The following is a 17,598-nucleotide window of genomic DNA, read 5'->3' as shown; positions in this document are numbered from 1 at the left end:
ATTACCCTCCCAAGGCGCCCAGTGTCTGGCGCGCGATGACGACGCGTTGCACGTCCGACGCGCCCTCATAGATCCTCAGCGCGCGGATCTCGCGGTAGAGGCTTTCGACCGTCATGCCCACGCGCACCCCGTCGCCGCCGTGTAGCTGCACCGCGCGGTCGATGATCGCCTGCGCGCGGTCGGTGGCAAAGAGTTTCGCCATCGCCGCCTCACGGGTGACGCGCGGCGCGCCTGCGTCCTTGGTCCAGGCGGCGCGGTAGATCAGCAGGGCCGAGGCATCGACATCCACCGCCATATCCGCGATATGGCCCTGCACCATCTGCAAATCGGCCAGCGGTTTGCCCTGCACCGTCCGCTGCGACACCCGCGCGACAGCCTCGTCCAGCGCGCGGCGGCCAAAGCCGAGAGCGGCGGCAGCCACGGTTGAGCGGAATACATCCAGCACCGACATCGCGATGCGAAAGCCCGCGCCCGGCGCATCGATGAGCGCGCTTGCGGGCACGCGGCAGTCCTCGAAACTCAGCGTGGCGAGCGGGTGCGGCGCCATGACCTGCAAGCGTTCCTTCACGCGCAGGCCCGGCGTGTTGGCGGGCACCACAAAGGCCGACAGCCCCTTGGCGCCCGGCGCCTCGCCAGTGCGGGCGAAAACGGTGTAGACATCGGCAATCCCGCCGTTCGAAATCCACGTCTTTTCGCCGTTCAGAACGTAGTCCTCCCCGTCCCGCGTGGCGGTCATGGTGGAATTGGCGACATCCGACCCCGACTGCGGCTCGGTCAGGGCAAAGGCGGAAATCGCCTGCCCCGCGCGGGTCTTTTCGAGCCAGTCGCGCTGCGCGTCAGAGCCAAAGAGCGAGATCGCCCCGGTCCCCAACCCCTGCATTGCAAAGGCAAAATCAGCCAGACCGTCGTGCCGCGCAAGCGTCTCGCGGATCAGGCACAGGCTGCGCACGTCGAGCTGCCCATCGCGTGCGGCGGAATGGGCAAGCCAGCCCCCTCACCCAATGCGGCCACCAGATCGCGGCACGCCTGATCGACGTCCGCATGGTCGATCCCCGCGAGGTTGCGCGCGGCCCAGGCATCCAGCCCTTCGGCCAGCGCGCGGTGGCGATCCTCGAAAAACGGCCAGTCAAGAAAGCTGCGGTCTGGCATCAGTCCCCCTCGAACACGGGTTTTTCCTTCGCGACGAAGGCGTTGTAGGCGCGTTCAAAATCGCCCGTCTGCATGCAGATGGCCTGCGCCTGCGCCTCGGCCTCGATCGCCTGTTCGATCGACATCGACCATTCCTGCGCCAGCATCGTCTTTGTCATCATGTGACCAAAGTTCGGGCCTGCGGCGATGCGAGCGGCCATGTCGCTGGCCGCTTGCTCCAACCCGTCTGCGTCCACAAGGCTGTTGTGAAAGCCCCATGCATGGCCTTCCTCGGCGCTCATCGCGCGCCCTGTATAGAGCAGCTCCGCCGCGCGGCCCTGCCCGATGATGCGCGGCAGGATCGCGCAGGCGCCCATGTCACAGCCCGCCAACCCCACGCGGGTGAAGAGAAACGCCACCTTGGCCTCGGGCGTGGCGATGCGCAGATCAGAGGCCATGGCGATGATCGCGCCGGCGCCCACGCAGATGCCGTCGATGGCGGCGATGATCGGCTTGCCGCAGTTCACCATCGCCTTGACCAGATCGCCGGTCATCCGGGTGAAATTCAGTAATTCCTTCATGTTCATCTTGGTCAAAGGACCAATGATATCATGCACATCCCCGCCGGAGCTGAAGTTGCCCCCGTTGGAGTTGAACACCACCGCCTTGACCTCGTCATCGTAGACCAAATCGCGGAACCAGTCGCGCAATTCGGCGTAGCTATCAAAGGTCAGCGGGTTTTTCCGCTCCGGTCGGTCAAGCGCGACATGGGCGATGCCGTCTTTGATCTCCAGCTTGAAATGGGTCACATCGGTGCGCATCAGCGGTCCTCCGTCAGGGTTGTTTCGAGCGTATCGAGACGTTGCGCGAGCGCTGCCGCCTCATCCTGGGCAAAATCGCCGAGCATGGCATCCACCCACGCCTCATGCGCGGCGGCCTGACGGGCGAATTCGGCCTCGCCCTTGCGGGTCAGCCGCACAAGGCTTGCCCGGCGGTCGCCCGGCACGGCGACGCGCACCACATGGCCGTCGTCCACCAGCCGGTCGATGATACCGGTGACATTCCCGTTCGAGACCTTGAGCACGCCCGACAGCTTGCTCATCTTCATCCCCGAGGGGTGGCGCGACAGGGCCGACATCACGTCAAAGCGCGGGAGGGTCGTGGCGAATTCGGTACGCAGGTTCTCGCGCAGGCTCGCCTCGATATGGCGGGTGGTTTTCAGCAGGCGCAGCCAGAGGCGCAGCCGGTCTTTTGACACCGGTTCGCGCAGGGGGTTTTCGGCGCGGTTCATACCTCGCCCCCCGACAGGCTCAGCGCGTGCCCGTTGACCGAGCGCGCGGCGGGCGACGTCAGCCAAAGGGCGGTGCCCGCGACCTCATCCACCTCGACAAGGCGGCGCTGCGGGTTGCCCTTGGTCAGCTGTTTGAGCGCATCGTCGGGGGGCATGCCGGTTTTCTCGGTGATATTGGCGAGCGAGCGGTCGGTCATCGGCGTGTCCAGAAAGCCCGGGCAGATCGCGTTCACGGTGATGCCCTTGGGCGCCAGCTCAATCGCCAGCGCGCGGGTGAGCCCGAGGACCGCGTGTTTTGCGGCGACGTAGCCCGCCACATAGGCGTACCCCTTGAGGCTGGCGGTGGAGGCGATGGCGATCATCTGGCCACCGTGCTCGGTCATGTCGGGCAGCGCGGCCTGCCAGCAGTTGAACACCCCCGCCACATTTACGTCGAGCATGGCGTGCAGGCTGTCGGTGCTCATCTTGGCAAAGGGGACGCTATCGGCGGCGCCAGCGTTGGCGATGACGCAGGTGATCGGGCCACGGGCGGTGCGGGCGGTATCAAAGGCCGCGCGCACGGCCTCGGCATCGGTCACGTCGCATGTCGCATAGGGCAGCCCCTGCTCTTTCAGCGGCGCCTCCCGGCGGCCCAGAATGGTCACCTCCCATCCGGCCTCGGCAAAGGCGTGGGCCGTTGCGGCCCCCACACCGGAGCCGCCGCCGCTGACTATGACGTGGCTCATACGGCGCCCGCCATTTCGGCTTCCTTGTCTGCCAATCGCCATGCCTGATCGCGCCCGGCCTCGTAGGGCAGCGGCCATTTCTCCTGACGGTCGCCGATGGCGGCCCCGGCGCGCAAGGTCCAGTAGGGATCGCTGAGATGCGGGCGCGCAAGGCACACCAGATCGGCGCGCCCGGCCATCAGGATCGAATTGACGTGATCGGCCTCGTAGATGTTGCCCACGGCCATGGTCGCGATGCGCGCCTCGTTGCGGATGCGATCGGAAAACGGCGTCTGGAACATGCGCCCGTAGACCGGCTTGGCCTGGGTCGAGGTCTGCCCGGCGGAAACGTCGATGATGTCGGCACCAGCCGCCTCAAAGGCACGCGCGATCTCGACGGCCTCATCCGCTGTGACCCCATCGTCGCCCGCCCAGTCGGAGGCGGAGATGCGCACCGACATCGGCTTACCTTCGGGCCAGACGGCACGCATCGCCTTGAACACTTCAAGCGGATAGCGCAGGCGGTTTTCCAGGCTGCCACCGTAGTCGTCGCTGCGCTGGTTCGACAGCGGCGAGATGAAGGACGAGATCAGGTAGCCGTGGGCCGCGTGCAGCTCGATCATGTCGAAGCCCGCGCGGTCGGCCATTTCCGCCGCCGCGACGAATTCAGCCTTGACCGTATCCATCTGATCGCGCGTGATTTCCTGCGGCACGGCGTTCTCGTCCGACCACGGGATCGCGGAGGCCGAGAGCAGCGGCCAGTTGCCGTCGGGCAGCGGACGGTCCATGCCGTCCCAGCCCAGCCGGGTCGATCCCTTGCGCCCCGCGTGGCCGATCTGGCAGCAGATCATCGCTTCGGTCTCGGTATGCACAAAATCGGTGAGCCGCCGCCACGCGGCCTCATGCTCGGGCGCGTAGAGACCGGGGCAACCCGGCGTAATCCGCCCCTCGGGCGAGACACAGGTCATCTCGGTATAGACCAGCCCGGCGCCACCTTTGGCGCGCTCCCCGTAGTGGATCAGGTGCCAATCGGTCGGGCAGCCATCCTTGGCCTTGTATTGCGCCATAGGGGAGACAACGATGCGGTTTTTCAGATGCATATCGCGCAGTTTGAACGGCGCGAACATGGGCGCGCGGGGCGCCTCATTCGCGCCGACACCGGCCTGCTGCTGAAACCACGCCTCGGCCGATTGCAGCCATTTAGCGTCGCGCGCGCGCAGGTTTTCGTGGCTGATACGCTGGCTGCGGGTCAGCAGGGAATAGTTCAGCTGCACCGGATCGAGGTGCAGATAGCGCTCGACCTCTTCGAACCACTCGACCGAATTGCGCGCCGCCGATTGCAGCCGCAGCACTTCGATGCGGCGCTCGTTCTGGTATTTGTCGAATGCGGCTTCCAGTGTGTCCTCGGTCGCGATGTAGTCGGCCAGCGCGATGGCGCTTTCCAGCGCGAGCTTCGTCCCCGATCCGATCGAAAAATGCGCCGTTGCGGAGGCATCGCCCAAAAGCACGACATTCTCGTGGCTCCAATTTTCGCACAGCACGCGGGGGAAGCGGATCCAGGCGGAGCCGCGAATGTGGTTGGCGTTGGTCATCAGGGCGTGACCGCCCAGATGGTCCTTGAACACCTCTTCACAGATCGCGATGCTCTCATGCTGGTCCAGATCGCCAAAGCCGTAGGCGTCAAATGTCTCCTGGCTGCATTCGACAATGAAGGTCGCGGTGTCGTCGTCGAATTGATAGGCATGCGCCCAGAGCCAGCCCTTGTCTGTCTCTTCAAAGATAAAGGTAAAGGCGTCATCGAACTTCTGGTGTGTGCCGAGCCAGACAAAGGGGCATTTGCGCGTGTCGATATCGGGCTTGAACGTCTCGGCGAATTCCATGCGGGTTTTGGAATTCAACCCGTCGCAGGCCACGACCACGTCAAAATCCTTTTGGTACTGCGAGGCTGCCTCAACCTCAGTCTCGAACCGCAGATCGACGCCCAATTCCTTGGCCCGGTCGTGCAGGATCAGCAGCAGGCGCTTGCGCCCGATGCCGCAAAAGCCGTGGCCGCTGGACGTCGTCGTCTGCCCGCCCATGACCAGCGCCACATCGTCCCAATAGGCGAAGTGGTCGCGGATGGTGGCCGCGCTTTTTGTATCGTTCGCGGCCAGATTGCCCAGCGTTTCATCCGACAGCACCACGCCCCAGCCAAAGGTATCATCGGGGCGGTTCCGCTCGAACACGACAACCTCGGCGTCGGGCTGGCGCAGCTTGGTGGAAATGGCAAAGTAGAGACCGGCAGGACCGCCACCGAGGCAGGCAATACGCATGGGATGCTCCTTGCATGATCAACGCTAAGGAGAACCGTACCCGGCGGGAACGGGATTTCAAGATTAAATATTTTACATTTAAAATATTTGGAATTCATAAATTATCGCAATCACTTACCGCCTCAATGCTTCAGGCACTCGCAAGGCGCGCGCAATCAGAGGGCGAATCCGGTCAGTCTTCTGGGGGCGAATCCTTGGAAATCGGATTAGACCTGCGCGATGCTTGTGACGCCTGTTTGCGCCATGGCGCTCGACAGCTCCGCGCTGAACACATCCCACAGCTGGTGCAGCCCGGCCTCGCCTCCGGCGGCGATGGCGAATTGCAGACTGCGCCCAAAGAACGCAAAATCCGCACCCGCCGTCAGCACCTTGAGCACATCCTCGCCCGAGCGCAGACCGCTGTCGTAGAACAGCGGAAAGCCCGCGCCAACGGCGGCGCGGATCGTGGGCAACGCGTGGAAGGGGGACGGCGCGCTTTGCAGTTGCCGCGCGCCGTGGCTTGAGACCTGAATGCCGTCGACGCCCGCCGCTTTCAGTGCCACGGCATCGCGGGGATCAAGCACACCTTTGACGACCAGCGTGCCCGGCCACATCTCGCGCAGCCGCGCAAGCGTGTCCCACGTGGCGCGTGCGCGGCTTTCGGTACGGTCAAAATCAAAGCCCGGCATCGCGAAATTCGCCATCTGCGGCTTGCCCGCGGCGAGTTGTCCAAGCGACCAGCGCGGGTGCAGGGCAAAATCGACAAACTGCCGGGGACCGATGGAAAAGGGCATGGTGAACCCATGGCGCAACTCGCGCGGGCGACGCCCCACTTCGGGTACGTCCACGGTCATCACAAGGGTCTGGTAGCCCGCCGCGCGGGCGCGTTCGACCAGTTTGAACGTCCCCTGCCCGTCGCCGGAGAAATACAGTTGGAACCACGCGTGGCCCTCGGCCACCTCGATGATCCGCTCCATCGGGGTGGAGGCAACGGTCGAGACGCCATGCGGCACCCGGTAGCGCGCGGCAAGGCGCGCGAGCATCAGATCGGCGCCCGGCGCGCTGAGATTGCACATCCCCATGGGGGCGATGCCAAAGGGGCGCTCCGCCGTAGCGCCAAAAAGATCGACTGCCAGACTGCGGTCAGAGACATCGCGCAGGATGCGCGGCGCAAGTGTCGCCGCGTCGAGCGCTGCGGCATTGCGCGCGGCGCCGGTTTCATTGCCGGCCGCCCCATCGATGTAGTCGAACACCATCCAGGGCAGCCGCCGTTTTGCCAGCCGCCGCGCATCCTCGGCACTGTGGATATGCGCGGCGGCCCCCATCCTAGCCCGCGACCGCCTTCATGAAGCGATCCTTGATGATCACCGGATCCATCGTGATCACCGGCATCTTGGCATTGCCGCTGTCGCATTTCACGATCATCACGGTGCCGTGCCGCGCATCAATTGCCGCCTGCAGCGCCGGGCCTGTGTCGACGTCCTGCACCTCGACCACGTTGTCGCAGCCCGCCGCGCGCGCCATGCCCGCCAGATCGGTCTTGCGGCCCGTATAAGTCGGCTGATCCCCGGTAGAGCCGTACGAGCCATTGTCGATGATAATCAGGATGTAGTTGTCGGGGCAGTTGTTGCCGATGGTCGGCAGCGTGCCCAGGTTCGTGAGGACAGAGCCGTCGCCGTCGATGGAAATGACGGTCTTGTCCTGCGCCAGCGCCACGCCAAGGCCGATAGAGGACGACAGGCCCATGGTGCCCAGCATGTAAAAGTTGCTGGGCTGGTCCATGATGGCGTGCAGCTCCTGTGACGGGATGCCGATGTTACAGACGATCAGCTGATCCTTGAGGATCGGCGCGATTTCTTTCAAGATTTCTGAACGGATCATTGGTCGCCGTAGCCTCCCCAGAAGTTGGCGTCGGTCAGGATCGCCACGGGTTTGTTGCACATGAAGGTGTATTTCAGGATGTTGTCGAATTCCTCGACATCCTTTTGCCAGTGGAAGTGGTAGGTCGGGATGTGCATCTGCGCCAGAAGCGCCTTGGTGTGCACGGCCATCTCGACCTGACAGGCCACGGGCTCGCGCAGCTCGCCGCGGTAGGAAATGATCATCGGCAGCGGCATCCGGTAGAACTGTGTCAGGGTCGCCAGCGTGTTGATCGTCACGCCGATGGCGGTGTTCTGCATGATGATGGCGCTGCGTTTGCCGCCCATGAAGGCGCCGGCGCACAGGCCCATGCCTTCGTCCTCCTTGTTGGAGGGGATGTGGAAGATCTCTTTGCGCTGGTCGATCTCTTCGATGACACCGGCCAGCTGCTTGCAGGGGACGGTGGTCACGAAAGAGACGTCGTTGGCGACAAGATCATCTGTGATCTTCTTGTCGAGGTTCATGGAAATGTGCCTTTCGAGGGTGCGCTCATGCGCGTGGGTTAAAGGGGGGCGCTTTGGGCGGTATGCACCGCGCGGGGAACAGGGGGCGAGGGGTTTTTCGGGAGACCCGCAGGTTTCAGGCGACGCCATTAAAACGGTGGGATCGAATAAATCCGTCTCCTTTTCGCAGGTTGGGGCATCAGGCCCAGGGGTCCAGAATGATTTTCGGCGCGGCAACCGTGCCACCACGCAGATCGGCAAAGGCGGCGGCACCCTGCGACAGCGGCCGCGCCTCGGTCCAGTCAAGCGCGCCAAGACGCCCGTCAAAGATCGCCTGCGCGCAGTCGCGGAAATCCTGTGCGTTGTAGGTGTAGGTGCCGACAAAGGTCACCTCCTGAAGCGTGTAGCGGCGCACGTCGACGCCGCCTGCGTCCTCGCCCAGCCCCACATGCGCGATCACCCCGCCGGGGGTTACCAATTCAGAGGCGGTCGCGCGCGTGGCGGCATAGCCCACGGCATCCACGATCATCGGCGCGGGGTCGGTGGCGGCGGCGACCGCGCGCTGTCCGCAGCGCTCGATCAGGGTGGCGCGGCGGGCGTCGTTCGGCTCAACTATCGTCACATCCTCGACCCCATCGCGCGAAACGCGAGGGCTGCGGCCAGCCCGATGGCCCCGCCCCCAGCACCAGCGCGCGCCGCTCCATCGACGGGTGCAGCGCCTCGAGCGTGAGGCGTACGGTGTGCCAGCTGACTGCCAGCGGTTCTGCCAAGGACGCCTTTGACAAGGGCACCACGTCGGGCACGGTGACAAGATTGCTGCCCGGCATCGCGACAAATTGGGCAAAGGCCCCTTCGCGTGGCGGCATCGAGATGATCTGCCGGTCGGGGCAGATGTTTTCCCGCCCGGCGTGGCAGGCGGCACAGGTACCGCAATTGACCAACGGGTTGATCGTCACGCGTTCGCCGTCGCGTGCGCCGCCGACGATCGTGCCCGCCGCCTCATGCCCGAGGATCAGCGGCGCGGGGCGCCGCGCGTCGTGTCCCAGATAGGCGTGCATGTCGGAGCCGCAGATGCCCACGGCCTCCACCCGGATCAGATGCGCGCCGTCCTGCGCCACCGGATCGGGCATGTCGCGGTAATTCAGCGTCTCGACGCCGTCGTAGACCAACGCTTTCATTTTGCGGTAAATCCTCCGTCCACCATCAGCACCTGCCCGGTGACAAAAGCCGATGCCTCCGAGCACAGGAACAGCACCGGGCCGTCGATATCCTCGAGCCGTCCGTTGCGCCCCGCGCAGGTCTGTGCGGCATTGCGCGCGGCGCGGTCGCTGTCGTCGAACACCGCCGCCGTCAGTTCGGTCGGGAAAAAGCCCGGACCGATGGCGTTGGCGGTGATGCCGTGGGGGGACCATGCTTCGGCCATGGCGCGGGTCAGCTGACCGATACCGCCTTTGCTGGCGCCGTAGGCGATGCCGCCGGGAAAGGCGCGGGTCGTCTGGAGCGAGGCGAAATTCACGATCCGCCCCCAGCCGCGCTGCTTCATCGCGGGCACAAGCGCCTGGCTGAGAAAGAAAGGCGCGGAGAGGTTCAGCGCGAGCGTCTGATCCCACCCCTCGGCGGTGACGTCTTCGGCGGCCTCGCGGGTGTTGATCCCCGCCGCGTGGATCACGATGTCGGGCGCGCCAAAGGGGGCGGTTACCGCCTGCGCCAGATCACCTATGCCCGCACGGTCGGCCACATCGGCCACCACGGCGGCCGCGCCATTGCCGATCTCGTCGCACAGGCTGTCGAGGGCGCTGCGGCGCCGCGCCACGCCTACCACCCGCGCGCCCGCGCCCGCGAGCGCAAGGGCCGCTTGCCGACCGAGCCCCGAGCTTGCGCCCGTCACGCAGGCGACGCGACCGCTGAGGTCAAAGAGAGCGGGCAGATCAGCCATCGGCGGTCAGATCGAAATTCTCGCCGGGGAAGTATTTGGCCAGCCGCACGTCGGCGGCACGCGCGTGCCCCTCCATCCCTTCGAGCCGGGAGATGCGGGCGGTGGCAATCGCCACATCCTTGGACGCTTCCTGCGTGGCGCGCTGCCAGGTGACGATCTTCATGTATTTGTGCACAGACAGACCGCCGGTATAGCCCGCCGCCCCCGAGGTCGGCAGCACGTGGTTGGTGCCCGACGCCTTGTCCCCGTAGGAAACGGTCGTCTCTTCGCCCAGAAACAGCGAGCCGTAGCAGGTGAGGTTGTCGAGCCACCAATCGAGGTCTTGCGCCTGCACGGTCAGGTGTTCGGGGCATAGTCATCGCTGCATTTCGCCATCTCGACCCGGTCGGCGCAGACAATTACCTCGGCGTAGTCGCGCCAGGCGGCAAAGGCGTTGTCACGGTTCAGCTCGGGCAGATCGTCGATCAGAGCGGGGACGCGGGCCATGACATCCTCGGCCAGCGCGCGGTCGTCGGTCACCAGCCAGACGGGCGAGTTATAGCCATGCTCGGCCTGGCTCACCAGATCGGTGGCGACCACGTGTGGATCGGCGGTCTTGTCGGCCAGCACGAGGCTGTCGGTGGGGCCTGCGATCATGTCGATGCCGACGCTGCCAAAGAGGATCCGCTTTGCCTCGGCCACGAATTGGTTGCCGGGGCCTACGAGGATGTTCGCCTTTGGCAGCCCAAAAAGACCGTAGGTCATGGCTGCAACGCCCTGCACGCCGCCCATGGCAAGGATCTTGTCCGCGCCGCAGATATGCGCGGCGTAGATGATCGCGGGGGCCACCCCCACGCCGGGGCGCGGAGGGGAACAGGCCGTGATGTGCTTGCAGCCCGCGACCTTGGCCGTGGTCACGGTCATGATGGCGCTGGCGATGTGGCTGTAGCGCCCACCGGGCACGTAGCAGCCCGCCGCATCCACGGGGATCGCCTTTTGCCCGGCAATATAGCCCGGCTGAATCTCCATCTCCACATCCGCGACGGTACTCTTTTGCAGCTCGGCAAAGCGTTTGACGTTGTCATGGGCGAACCGGATATCGGCCTTGAGCTTTTCGGGCACCAGCGCGCAGGCGGCCTCGATCTCTTCGGCGCTGAGCAAAATGCTCCCCTCGTAGCGGTCGAATTTGGCGGCGTATTCCATCGCCTTCGCGTCGCCGCCGGCCTTGATGTCGTCAAGGATAGCCACAACCGTTTCGTGCACATCCGAGGCGCCGGAGGCCGCGGTAAGCGTTGCTTTCTTAAGGTAGTCGCGGGTCATCTGGGATCCTGTCTGTAGATATCACGAAGAAGAGGTGCGGTGACGGCGGCGCGCAGGGCCCGCCCCGATGCGCCGGGTGAAGGTCGGGCGTGCCTGCGGCGCAGCCCCGCCCGCCAAAACCGCCGCGCCAGACCCAACGGCGCTGACAACATAGGCGGGCAAAGCCACCGGCGGGACGGGCTCGGGAAAGGCGACGGTGCGGGCCACAAGAAGCCTCCTGGCGGTCAGATTTAGCGCTAGTGTAAGCGCTTACATCCGATTCTTGCAAGCGCTTACATTTTTCTCCCTGCCCCGCGTGTTTTTAGTCTATGTTGCAATGAGTTCCCAAGATGGACCAAGGCGCATGGCACCTGCACACCCCCCAATTCCAACGCTGGACGACGTCGCGCGCGCGGCAAATGTGTCGACTGCGACCGTGTCGCGCTGCCTCAATGACAAAAGCAAGGTGTCGCGAGAAACACGCGAGCGGGTGATGCGCGCCGTCGATGCGTTGGGGTATACGCCCAACTTCAATGCCCGCGCCATGGCTGCCAGACGCACCCACACCATCGGGGCGATCATCCCGACAATGGAAAACGCGATCTTTGCCCGCGGTCTGCAGGCCTTTCAGGAGACCCTGCACGCAGAGGGATACACCCTGCTCGTCTCCAGCAGCGCCTATCAGCCGGATCTGGAGGCTGAGCAGATCCGCACGCTGGTCGCCCGAGGCGCCGATGGCCTGTTGCTGATCGGGGCGGAGCGGGGGCAGCAGATCTACGACTACCTCACCCGCCGCGCGATCCCGACGGTACTGGCGTGGACCTCGTCTTTTGATCACGGCTTTGCCTCGGTGGGCTTTGACAATTGCGCCGCCATGCGCAGTCTCGCCGACCAGGTGCAGGCGATGGGTCACAGGCGCATCGCTGTGATCTCGGGCATTCTGGCGGGCAACGATCGGGCCGAAGGCCGCCTGCGCGGCATCCGCGAAAGCCTGCGCGCGCACGGGACTGATCCCGACAGCGTCCCGGTGATCGAGACCGGCTACGAGATTGAGAACGGCGCCGATGCCTTTGAAACCCACATGAAGCGCGCGCCCCGCCCCACGGTGGTGATGTGCGGAAACGACGTGCTGGCCGCGGGCGCCCTCAGCCGCGCCCGCGCCATGGGCCTGCGCGTGCCCGAAGATGTCTCGATCACCGGGTTCGACGACATCGAACTGGCTGGCCTGCTGTATCCGCGACTGACGACAGTGCACGTCCCGCACCGCCAGATGGGGCGCGTCGCGGCGCAAGAACTGCTTGAAACGATCGCGGGACGCAAACCGCGCGCGGCGCGCGAACTCGCAGTTTCCATCACCATGCGGGAGTCGCTGAAGGCGATCTGATCCGCGTGGCTGTACCCTGCCCCTCCGGCACGCTGGCGATACCCCGCGTGGTGTTTTGCGCTACGCCAGAAAACACCGGGCACAATCGGTCCACGGAACATCCGCAAGCATGAGCGAGAACTGCGAGCTATCGTCTCCCGTTTTTGCTTTATTTAAGTGGTGCCCGGGGGCGGAATCGAACCACCGACACGAGGATTTTCAAGGCGATAAAGCCTGATTTTCCGCGTATTCCGACGCACTGCGACACACATGTTTCGGATATAAATTTTCGATTATCCAACTGTTTTATATAGATAATCTATTTCCGTAACTTCCTCATCTCAAAACATCTCGCATCGCGGTAGCGCGGCCCTTCTGTGCCACCATTGTGCCACCAGAATGGCGTCCGCATATCATTCCCAGCACAGGAGAATTAAAAATGCCAAGAGTTGAACTCACAGACAAATTCATCAAGTCCAAAAACGTCACAAAGCGGACTGACATTACAGATACCAAAGAAACCGGCCTGCTGATACGGGTTTATCCGTCAGGGCTGAAGTCCTTCGCATTCCGGCTGAGGGATCCCAGCGGCAATATCCAAAGCACACCGATAGGGCACTACGGCGACATTGGTCTTGCCGATGCACGGCTGGCAGCTGCGGAATTGCGGCGACGGTTGAAGGCCGGTGAGAATATTACGAATGCCGCAAAAAAGGCAGCGGCCAGAAGCGCGGCTGCTCTGCACGCGGAGATACCGACGCTGCAGGAACTGATTATCGAATACGAAATCATCATGGCGCCCACGCGAAAGACGTGGCAGCGCACCGTAAACGACAATGGCAGTGAGGCCCGTCGCCGTATCGAGCGGGTCTTCCAACCCCATCTGTCAACACAGGTGACGGAAATCAGCCTCGAAGATCTCGCATATACAATGGGCTCATATGTGCCGCGTTCTGGCAAAGGCACGGCGAACGGGCAAGTGTCACGTGCGCGCGCTTACGTCATGACAATGTTCGATTGGGCCGCGCATCGCAATAAGTCGAACAAGATCGGTCGTGGGCGGCGTCAGAAACTTGACGTGGTGGATGTCCGGCAGACCTACGACCCCTCAATCGACGACCACACAATCAAAGGGTTTCGAGATCGTGCGCTGGATCATCTCGAACTTGCCAGAGTTCTTCCCTTATTGGTCTGGCCTGCCCCCAAATGCCTTGGATTGAAAACGAATCCCTACCTCGACCTGCGCGCTATATCGCTGAGATTTCTCTTGCTTACCGCGGCACGCCGGTCAGAGATGGTAAACATGCGGTGGGGTCACTATCGCGAGAAAGTCGGAATCTGGCACAAACCCTACGTAAAAACAATCTCCGGTGCACCCAAAAACCAGAGCCTGCCTCTGTCTGATGCAGCGATTGCGCTTTTGCACAGCCTGCCGAATTTCCAGGGCCGTAAACCGGACGAGCTCGTATTTCCAAATGCCGAGGGCGGTGGTCTGGATAATTGGCAGCGCATCACCGGTAAGGTTCACCAAGCAAGCAACACCAGCGATTGGCACAGACACGACCTGCGCCGCACCGCCGCAACGATTATGAAGCTTCTCGGTGTCTCACCGCGAGTAATTGACGAAATTCTGGCTCACAATGCATCAAGCCGGGACGACGGAAGCTCACACGCACTGGAAAACTATTTCGCATCGACGCACCTCTTAGAGCATGTTGCGGATCCCCAGAAGGTGGCTTTGGACAAGTTGGCAGAGGCGCTGGATCACATCGAACACGTCCAACAGGACATTGATAAGCGGTAAACGCCTCTTTTGCCGTCCGATCGGGCGCTTTTGCCGGCGCTGATTTAGCCACTTAAGGATTGTGCGGCCGACCATTAGTCGTGCAAGGTTCCCTTAAACAAAGGAGACCACAATGATTAGAAAACTGTTTCTCGCGGCGGCCATGCTTCAACTAACTATCAACCCCGTATCTGCTCAAACCCTTACGGTGGAAGAACTCCGCGCCCAGATTGATGCCCGTGTTGAACAGATGAATCCCTACGCCGAGCTGCTGAACGATCCTGATCCAGAGCGCAGTATGGCGGCTATGCAGATCATGTTGGAAAGCGGCGATGATGTTTTGAAGGATATGGCTTTGGAATTCGGCTTGCTGTCACCCAACCCATCTGTCCGCCGCACGGCATTCGAGGCTTATCTGGCGACGGGGCCAAATCTAACGGTTCAAGTAGACGGCTCGGCAATATCGAATGCAAGTTTGTATACTTCAAGAATCGAAGATCTTGGTGGAACGGTCGGAGCAGATAATGCTGGCTTCTTTCGGTTGCCTACTGGTGCTTTTGATGCCGAAAAGAGTTGCTACACGTCAAAATCAGAAGATAATTGTTTAATCGTCTCCAATGGTGACGGCGTTTTTCTTTCATATAGAATTGGGTGCTGTGCTTCCGGAAATGGTCGTGGTGTTTTGGTCGAAGACGGAACGATAAAGGGAACGTTGTCGCTTGAAGATATCGAAGCTGTGCTTCCTTTCGTGGTGCAGGTCATCCGCTGATCGACCTAAAATACTGAAATTCTTTCAATCGCAACAGGCCCCGCAGCTCGCGCGTTCAGTATTAGAATCTTGATCCAACGTGCGCTTCGGGGAGCGTTTGGGCCGCTGTCAAACGCTCCATCTGGCGCAACCTGACCGCGCACCCATGGGCGGAAACGCGTGCCCGCTGCACTTGCGTCGGTCAAGACCAATATATCCTTTGGCAAAGCGTATGTGCCGTTTATTGGTGCAATCATGATGAACTGGGATAGGGCCACCGGCGCATCCCCTTCTGCACGGAAGAGGATTTCCGTATTACGGATCGGGTCAAACACGTATGAACCCTCTGTAAGAAGGTTCTCCGCGGCATATTGAGGTTCTATCGGTGCGGCCGTCGCACTAACCAACTCGAGACGCTGCTCATTGGCCTCGACCTCGTGGACAGGTTCCGATTGTGCCGTAACCGCCCCGCTTTCCTCAGCCAGAAACCGTGCGACGTTCATGTATATCTCCGCTGACCGCATCAGCAAAATGCTGTTCACGTCTTCGGACTCGATCGCCATACCGATTGGCTCATCATTTGCAAATGCGAACGCGCCAGACGTGCCCTGATAGATGCTGCCGCCTGCGTCCGCCAGCGTTGCCTGCCACGTCAAATAATCGCGCCGGGCCAGGTTCAGTCGCTGTCGCTCCAATTCCCCTGACGGGCTCAGCCGCAATAGCTGCGCTGTTCCTGCATTGCGCGCTGCTCGGCTTACGTTCAGGCTATCTAGATTCTCGATACAGCGCTCCTCAATGCCGCCCCGCACCACCGCAATCGCAAGATCCATCTCGGGCCAGAATGGACGAAACACAGTCCCGGTGCCGTTCACTACAGGGGCCGCCGATGTCACACTTATACGTGGAAGCTCCCCGGCGACATGGCGCGGGGTAATGACATAGCAGATACCTTGGGAGCGAAACATCCAACCATGACCGTTTTCACCCATACTGCCTACGACAGTAACAGTTTGCGCATGTATTGCAGTGACTGACAGAAGCCAGAATGCTAGAATTCGGGGAAGCAATAGAAGGATGGACCCATTGCGTGTGCTAAGTGCTTTCATTTCCAGCGTCCTGATGTCTGCGCCAATGATGGCTTTGTCTGATGACATCGTGACGCTCCGCAGCAATCCTTTCAATGAGGTATTGCGTGATGCTGCGCAAATTTCGGGAGTCATCGTCGCAGGCGTGCTGCGGCATGGCACCGCCCCTGTTAACGGAGACACCGTCACACTCACCGCCAACCTCCCGCCGGAGTGGTCCGGCAGTCGGATCTGTGCCCGGGTGCTATCGGCCGACGGACGCTACGAAGCAACCAATGAATACGATCTGTCGCAGGAATGGTCAGGGGGCGTCACTGGCCTTCCCTTCCCTACAAGACACGGTGCAGCCCTTGCGGATTTGCCGCCACAAGGGTTGGCCATTCAGATATCTGCCGGCGATTGCATGTCACAACTCTCCGACACGACGGTCGCCCTCTGGAATCCCGATGGAGAAATCGGTGAGGCACAAATCCTTATTAATTCCTTTCGGGCCGACGAGGTCTTTATGTATCTCGACACGTATCCTGATGCGATACGATGCAACGCTTTGGAAGCTGGCGGTATGGCGGCTTTCGATCACGCCTGTATTCTTCCAGACGATGTGAGCGGTTCGGTGGAGGTCACACTTTATCGGGTTTCTGGCGGCAAACCCGCGACCCCGTCAGTGTTAAAGCTCTGGATTGGCTTAGATAGCTGATGACGCACTTGAGTGGCTTCCGCATTTTGACGGTCTTGCAAAACATGCGAAATGTTCAACGACTTCGTGTGATTTTGCTGGTGGCGGCTGTCGTCATAGTGTGCCTCTTTGTTGCGTTGGCAGTATTCAGCAAATCCCGAACCTTCGTGATTGAAGCGGAAACAACCGCCGCAGGTTTCACATTCCAAGGAGAAAGCAATGACTGGTATCTGGCAGGCGCCACAATTTGCCGTTTGCGCGATCAACCCGACTTCACGCGGGTAGCAGATACATCGGTTTGTGATCCAAGATTCTACGAAATTACGGATCAACGCGATCTAACCCTACAATGGCCAAACGGTGCAAAAGTGGATGTTGCGCTTACCAATCAGGGCGATCTGAGGCTCAGTTTGCAGTCTGCCGGACCGGACAATCTCGCAGAAGGCACCATATTGATAGTCACCGAAGCGGACTGGCGTGACACTGGGGCGCTCACATTCTCTGCTCATACGACAGTGGGCCGACCTATTTCCGCGGGGGAACAGTTTTATCTAACACGGGGAAACTGGGAAGCCCGTGAAAGCGGTCTGATCACATCGTTTCTCCGCGCGAACGTGACCGAGGTGATCAAAACAGGGGAATTGATGCGTGGCGCAACGGCGTCTGTTCGCTCCGCGAACCAACCTGTCCGGATGAACGGTCACGTTACACCTAAGGACTTCTCCGACACACCCAGTTTGGAAATTTTCGCACTCTCCCAGCCAGGTGATGTGGAGTTGCATGTCGGATATTCTGGGACAGACATTCCAACGATCATACGGCCCGATCTCGTCGATGTGGCGCTTTCAAGCCCCCTTCTATTAGCAATTGCTATCATCCTTTCGATGCTCGCTTCGTTGAGCCAAGTGTTTGCGGATTTTAACAACCGGCGCAAACAGGACGAATGACCAAC

The 17,598-nt window shown here is 61.7% G+C and carries 15 protein-coding genes and 3 pseudogenes; 5 read left to right on the top strand and 13 right to left on the bottom strand.

The genetic code is table 11. The features are described from left to right. Position 1 precedes the first annotated feature (1 nt). The 12 genes and pseudogenes from KDD17_RS02715 to KDD17_RS02660 all read right to left on the bottom strand — a co-directional run bounded on the left by KDD17_RS02715 (position 2) and on the right by KDD17_RS02660 (position 11,219). Positions 2-1,149 (bottom strand): annotated as a pseudogene (locus tag KDD17_RS02715) (acyl-CoA dehydrogenase family protein). Next, positions 1,149-1,949, bottom strand: coding sequence for an enoyl-CoA hydratase family protein (locus tag KDD17_RS02710; protein WP_212705175.1), 801 nt, complete (start codon positions 1,947-1,949; stop codon positions 1,149-1,151). The pseudogene KDD17_RS02715 and the gene KDD17_RS02710 overlap by 1 nt, the downstream one beginning before the upstream one ends. Then, positions 1,949-2,419 (bottom strand): MarR family winged helix-turn-helix transcriptional regulator, encoded by a 471-nt coding sequence (locus KDD17_RS02705; protein ID WP_212705174.1) that lies wholly within the window; start codon positions 2,417-2,419, stop codon positions 1,949-1,951. Before KDD17_RS02705 ends, KDD17_RS02710 begins: the two co-directional genes overlap by 1 nt. Continuing rightward, entirely contained in the window at positions 2,416-3,144 is a 729-nt protein-coding gene (locus KDD17_RS02700) for an SDR family NAD(P)-dependent oxidoreductase (RefSeq protein ID WP_212705173.1), read from the bottom strand. Before KDD17_RS02700 ends, KDD17_RS02705 begins: the two co-directional genes overlap by 4 nt. Then, entirely contained in the window at positions 3,141-5,435 is a 2,295-nt protein-coding gene (locus tag KDD17_RS02695) for a bifunctional salicylyl-CoA 5-hydroxylase/oxidoreductase (RefSeq protein ID WP_212705172.1), read from the bottom strand. Before KDD17_RS02695 ends, KDD17_RS02700 begins: the two co-directional genes overlap by 4 nt. A gap of 206 nt (positions 5,436-5,641) precedes the next feature. Next, on the bottom strand, positions 5,642-6,739 hold the full coding sequence (locus KDD17_RS02690; protein ID WP_212705171.1) for an alpha-hydroxy acid oxidase: 1,098 nt from the start codon (positions 6,737-6,739) through the stop codon (positions 5,642-5,644). Between the two features lies 1 nt (position 6,740). After that, a complete protein-coding gene (gene comE, locus KDD17_RS02685) occupies positions 6,741-7,295 on the bottom strand; it encodes a sulfopyruvate decarboxylase subunit beta (RefSeq protein WP_212705170.1) in 555 nt (184 codons plus the stop codon). Beyond that, positions 7,292-7,798: a sulfopyruvate decarboxylase subunit alpha gene (locus tag KDD17_RS02680; protein ID WP_212705169.1), complete on the bottom strand. Its 507-nt coding sequence runs from the start codon at positions 7,796-7,798 to the stop codon at positions 7,292-7,294. The genes comE and KDD17_RS02680 overlap by 4 nt, the downstream gene beginning before the upstream one ends. Positions 7,799-7,976: 178 nt before the next feature. Then, positions 7,977-8,955: pseudogene (locus KDD17_RS02675) on the bottom strand (alcohol dehydrogenase catalytic domain-containing protein). Next, positions 8,952-9,713, bottom strand: coding sequence for an SDR family NAD(P)-dependent oxidoreductase (locus tag KDD17_RS02670; protein WP_212705168.1), 762 nt, complete (start codon positions 9,711-9,713; stop codon positions 8,952-8,954). The pseudogene KDD17_RS02675 and the gene KDD17_RS02670 overlap by 4 nt, the downstream one beginning before the upstream one ends. Further along, positions 9,706-11,012: pseudogene (gene hisD, locus KDD17_RS02665) on the bottom strand (histidinol dehydrogenase). Before hisD ends, KDD17_RS02670 begins: the two are co-directional and overlap by 8 nt. A gap of 21 nt (positions 11,013-11,033) precedes the next feature. Continuing rightward, positions 11,034-11,219, bottom strand: coding sequence for a hypothetical protein (locus KDD17_RS02660; RefSeq protein ID WP_212705167.1), 186 nt, complete (start codon positions 11,217-11,219; stop codon positions 11,034-11,036). A 136-nt stretch (positions 11,220-11,355) separates the two neighbouring features. On the opposite strand from KDD17_RS02660, the gene KDD17_RS02655 reads away from it, so the two are divergent. The 3 genes from KDD17_RS02655 to KDD17_RS02645 all read left to right on the top strand — a co-directional run bounded on the left by KDD17_RS02655 (position 11,356) and on the right by KDD17_RS02645 (position 14,906). Then, positions 11,356-12,375: a LacI family DNA-binding transcriptional regulator gene (locus KDD17_RS02655; protein ID WP_212705166.1), complete on the top strand. Its 1,020-nt coding sequence runs from the start codon at positions 11,356-11,358 to the stop codon at positions 12,373-12,375. A gap of 418 nt (positions 12,376-12,793) precedes the next feature. Continuing rightward, positions 12,794-14,158, top strand: a complete 1,365-nt coding sequence (locus tag KDD17_RS02650) for a tyrosine-type recombinase/integrase (protein WP_212705165.1) — start codon at positions 12,794-12,796, stop codon at positions 14,156-14,158. Positions 14,159-14,270: 112 nt separating this feature from the next. Then, the gene (locus tag KDD17_RS02645; protein ID WP_212705164.1) at positions 14,271-14,906 is read left to right on the top strand and encodes a hypothetical protein; all 636 of its coding nucleotides are present in this window, start codon (positions 14,271-14,273) and stop codon (positions 14,904-14,906) included. A 5-nt stretch (positions 14,907-14,911) separates the two neighbouring features. Here KDD17_RS02645 and KDD17_RS02640 read toward each other — a convergent pair whose 3' ends face one another. After that, positions 14,912-16,039 carry a hypothetical protein gene (locus tag KDD17_RS02640; RefSeq protein WP_212705163.1) on the bottom strand — a complete coding sequence of 376 codons (1,128 nt, stop codon included), beginning with the start codon at positions 16,037-16,039 and terminating at the stop codon, positions 14,912-14,914. On the opposite strand from KDD17_RS02640, the gene KDD17_RS02635 reads away from it, so the two are divergent. Beyond that, positions 16,026-16,667, top strand: coding sequence for a hypothetical protein (locus KDD17_RS02635; protein ID WP_212705162.1), 642 nt, complete (start codon positions 16,026-16,028; stop codon positions 16,665-16,667). The genes KDD17_RS02640 and KDD17_RS02635 overlap by 14 nt on opposite strands. Positions 16,668-16,675: 8 nt before the next feature. Continuing rightward, positions 16,676-17,593: a hypothetical protein gene (locus KDD17_RS02630; RefSeq protein WP_212705161.1), complete on the top strand. Its 918-nt coding sequence runs from the start codon at positions 16,676-16,678 to the stop codon at positions 17,591-17,593. Positions 17,594-17,598: the final 5 nt, after the last annotated feature.

It is taken from the genome of Sulfitobacter albidus, from assembly GCF_018200035.1.
GTDB lineage: Bacteria > Pseudomonadota > Alphaproteobacteria > Rhodobacterales > Rhodobacteraceae > Sulfitobacter > Sulfitobacter albidus.
Note: the sequence above shows the minus strand (reverse complement) of the source record. Positions and strands in the feature narration are given on the sequence as shown.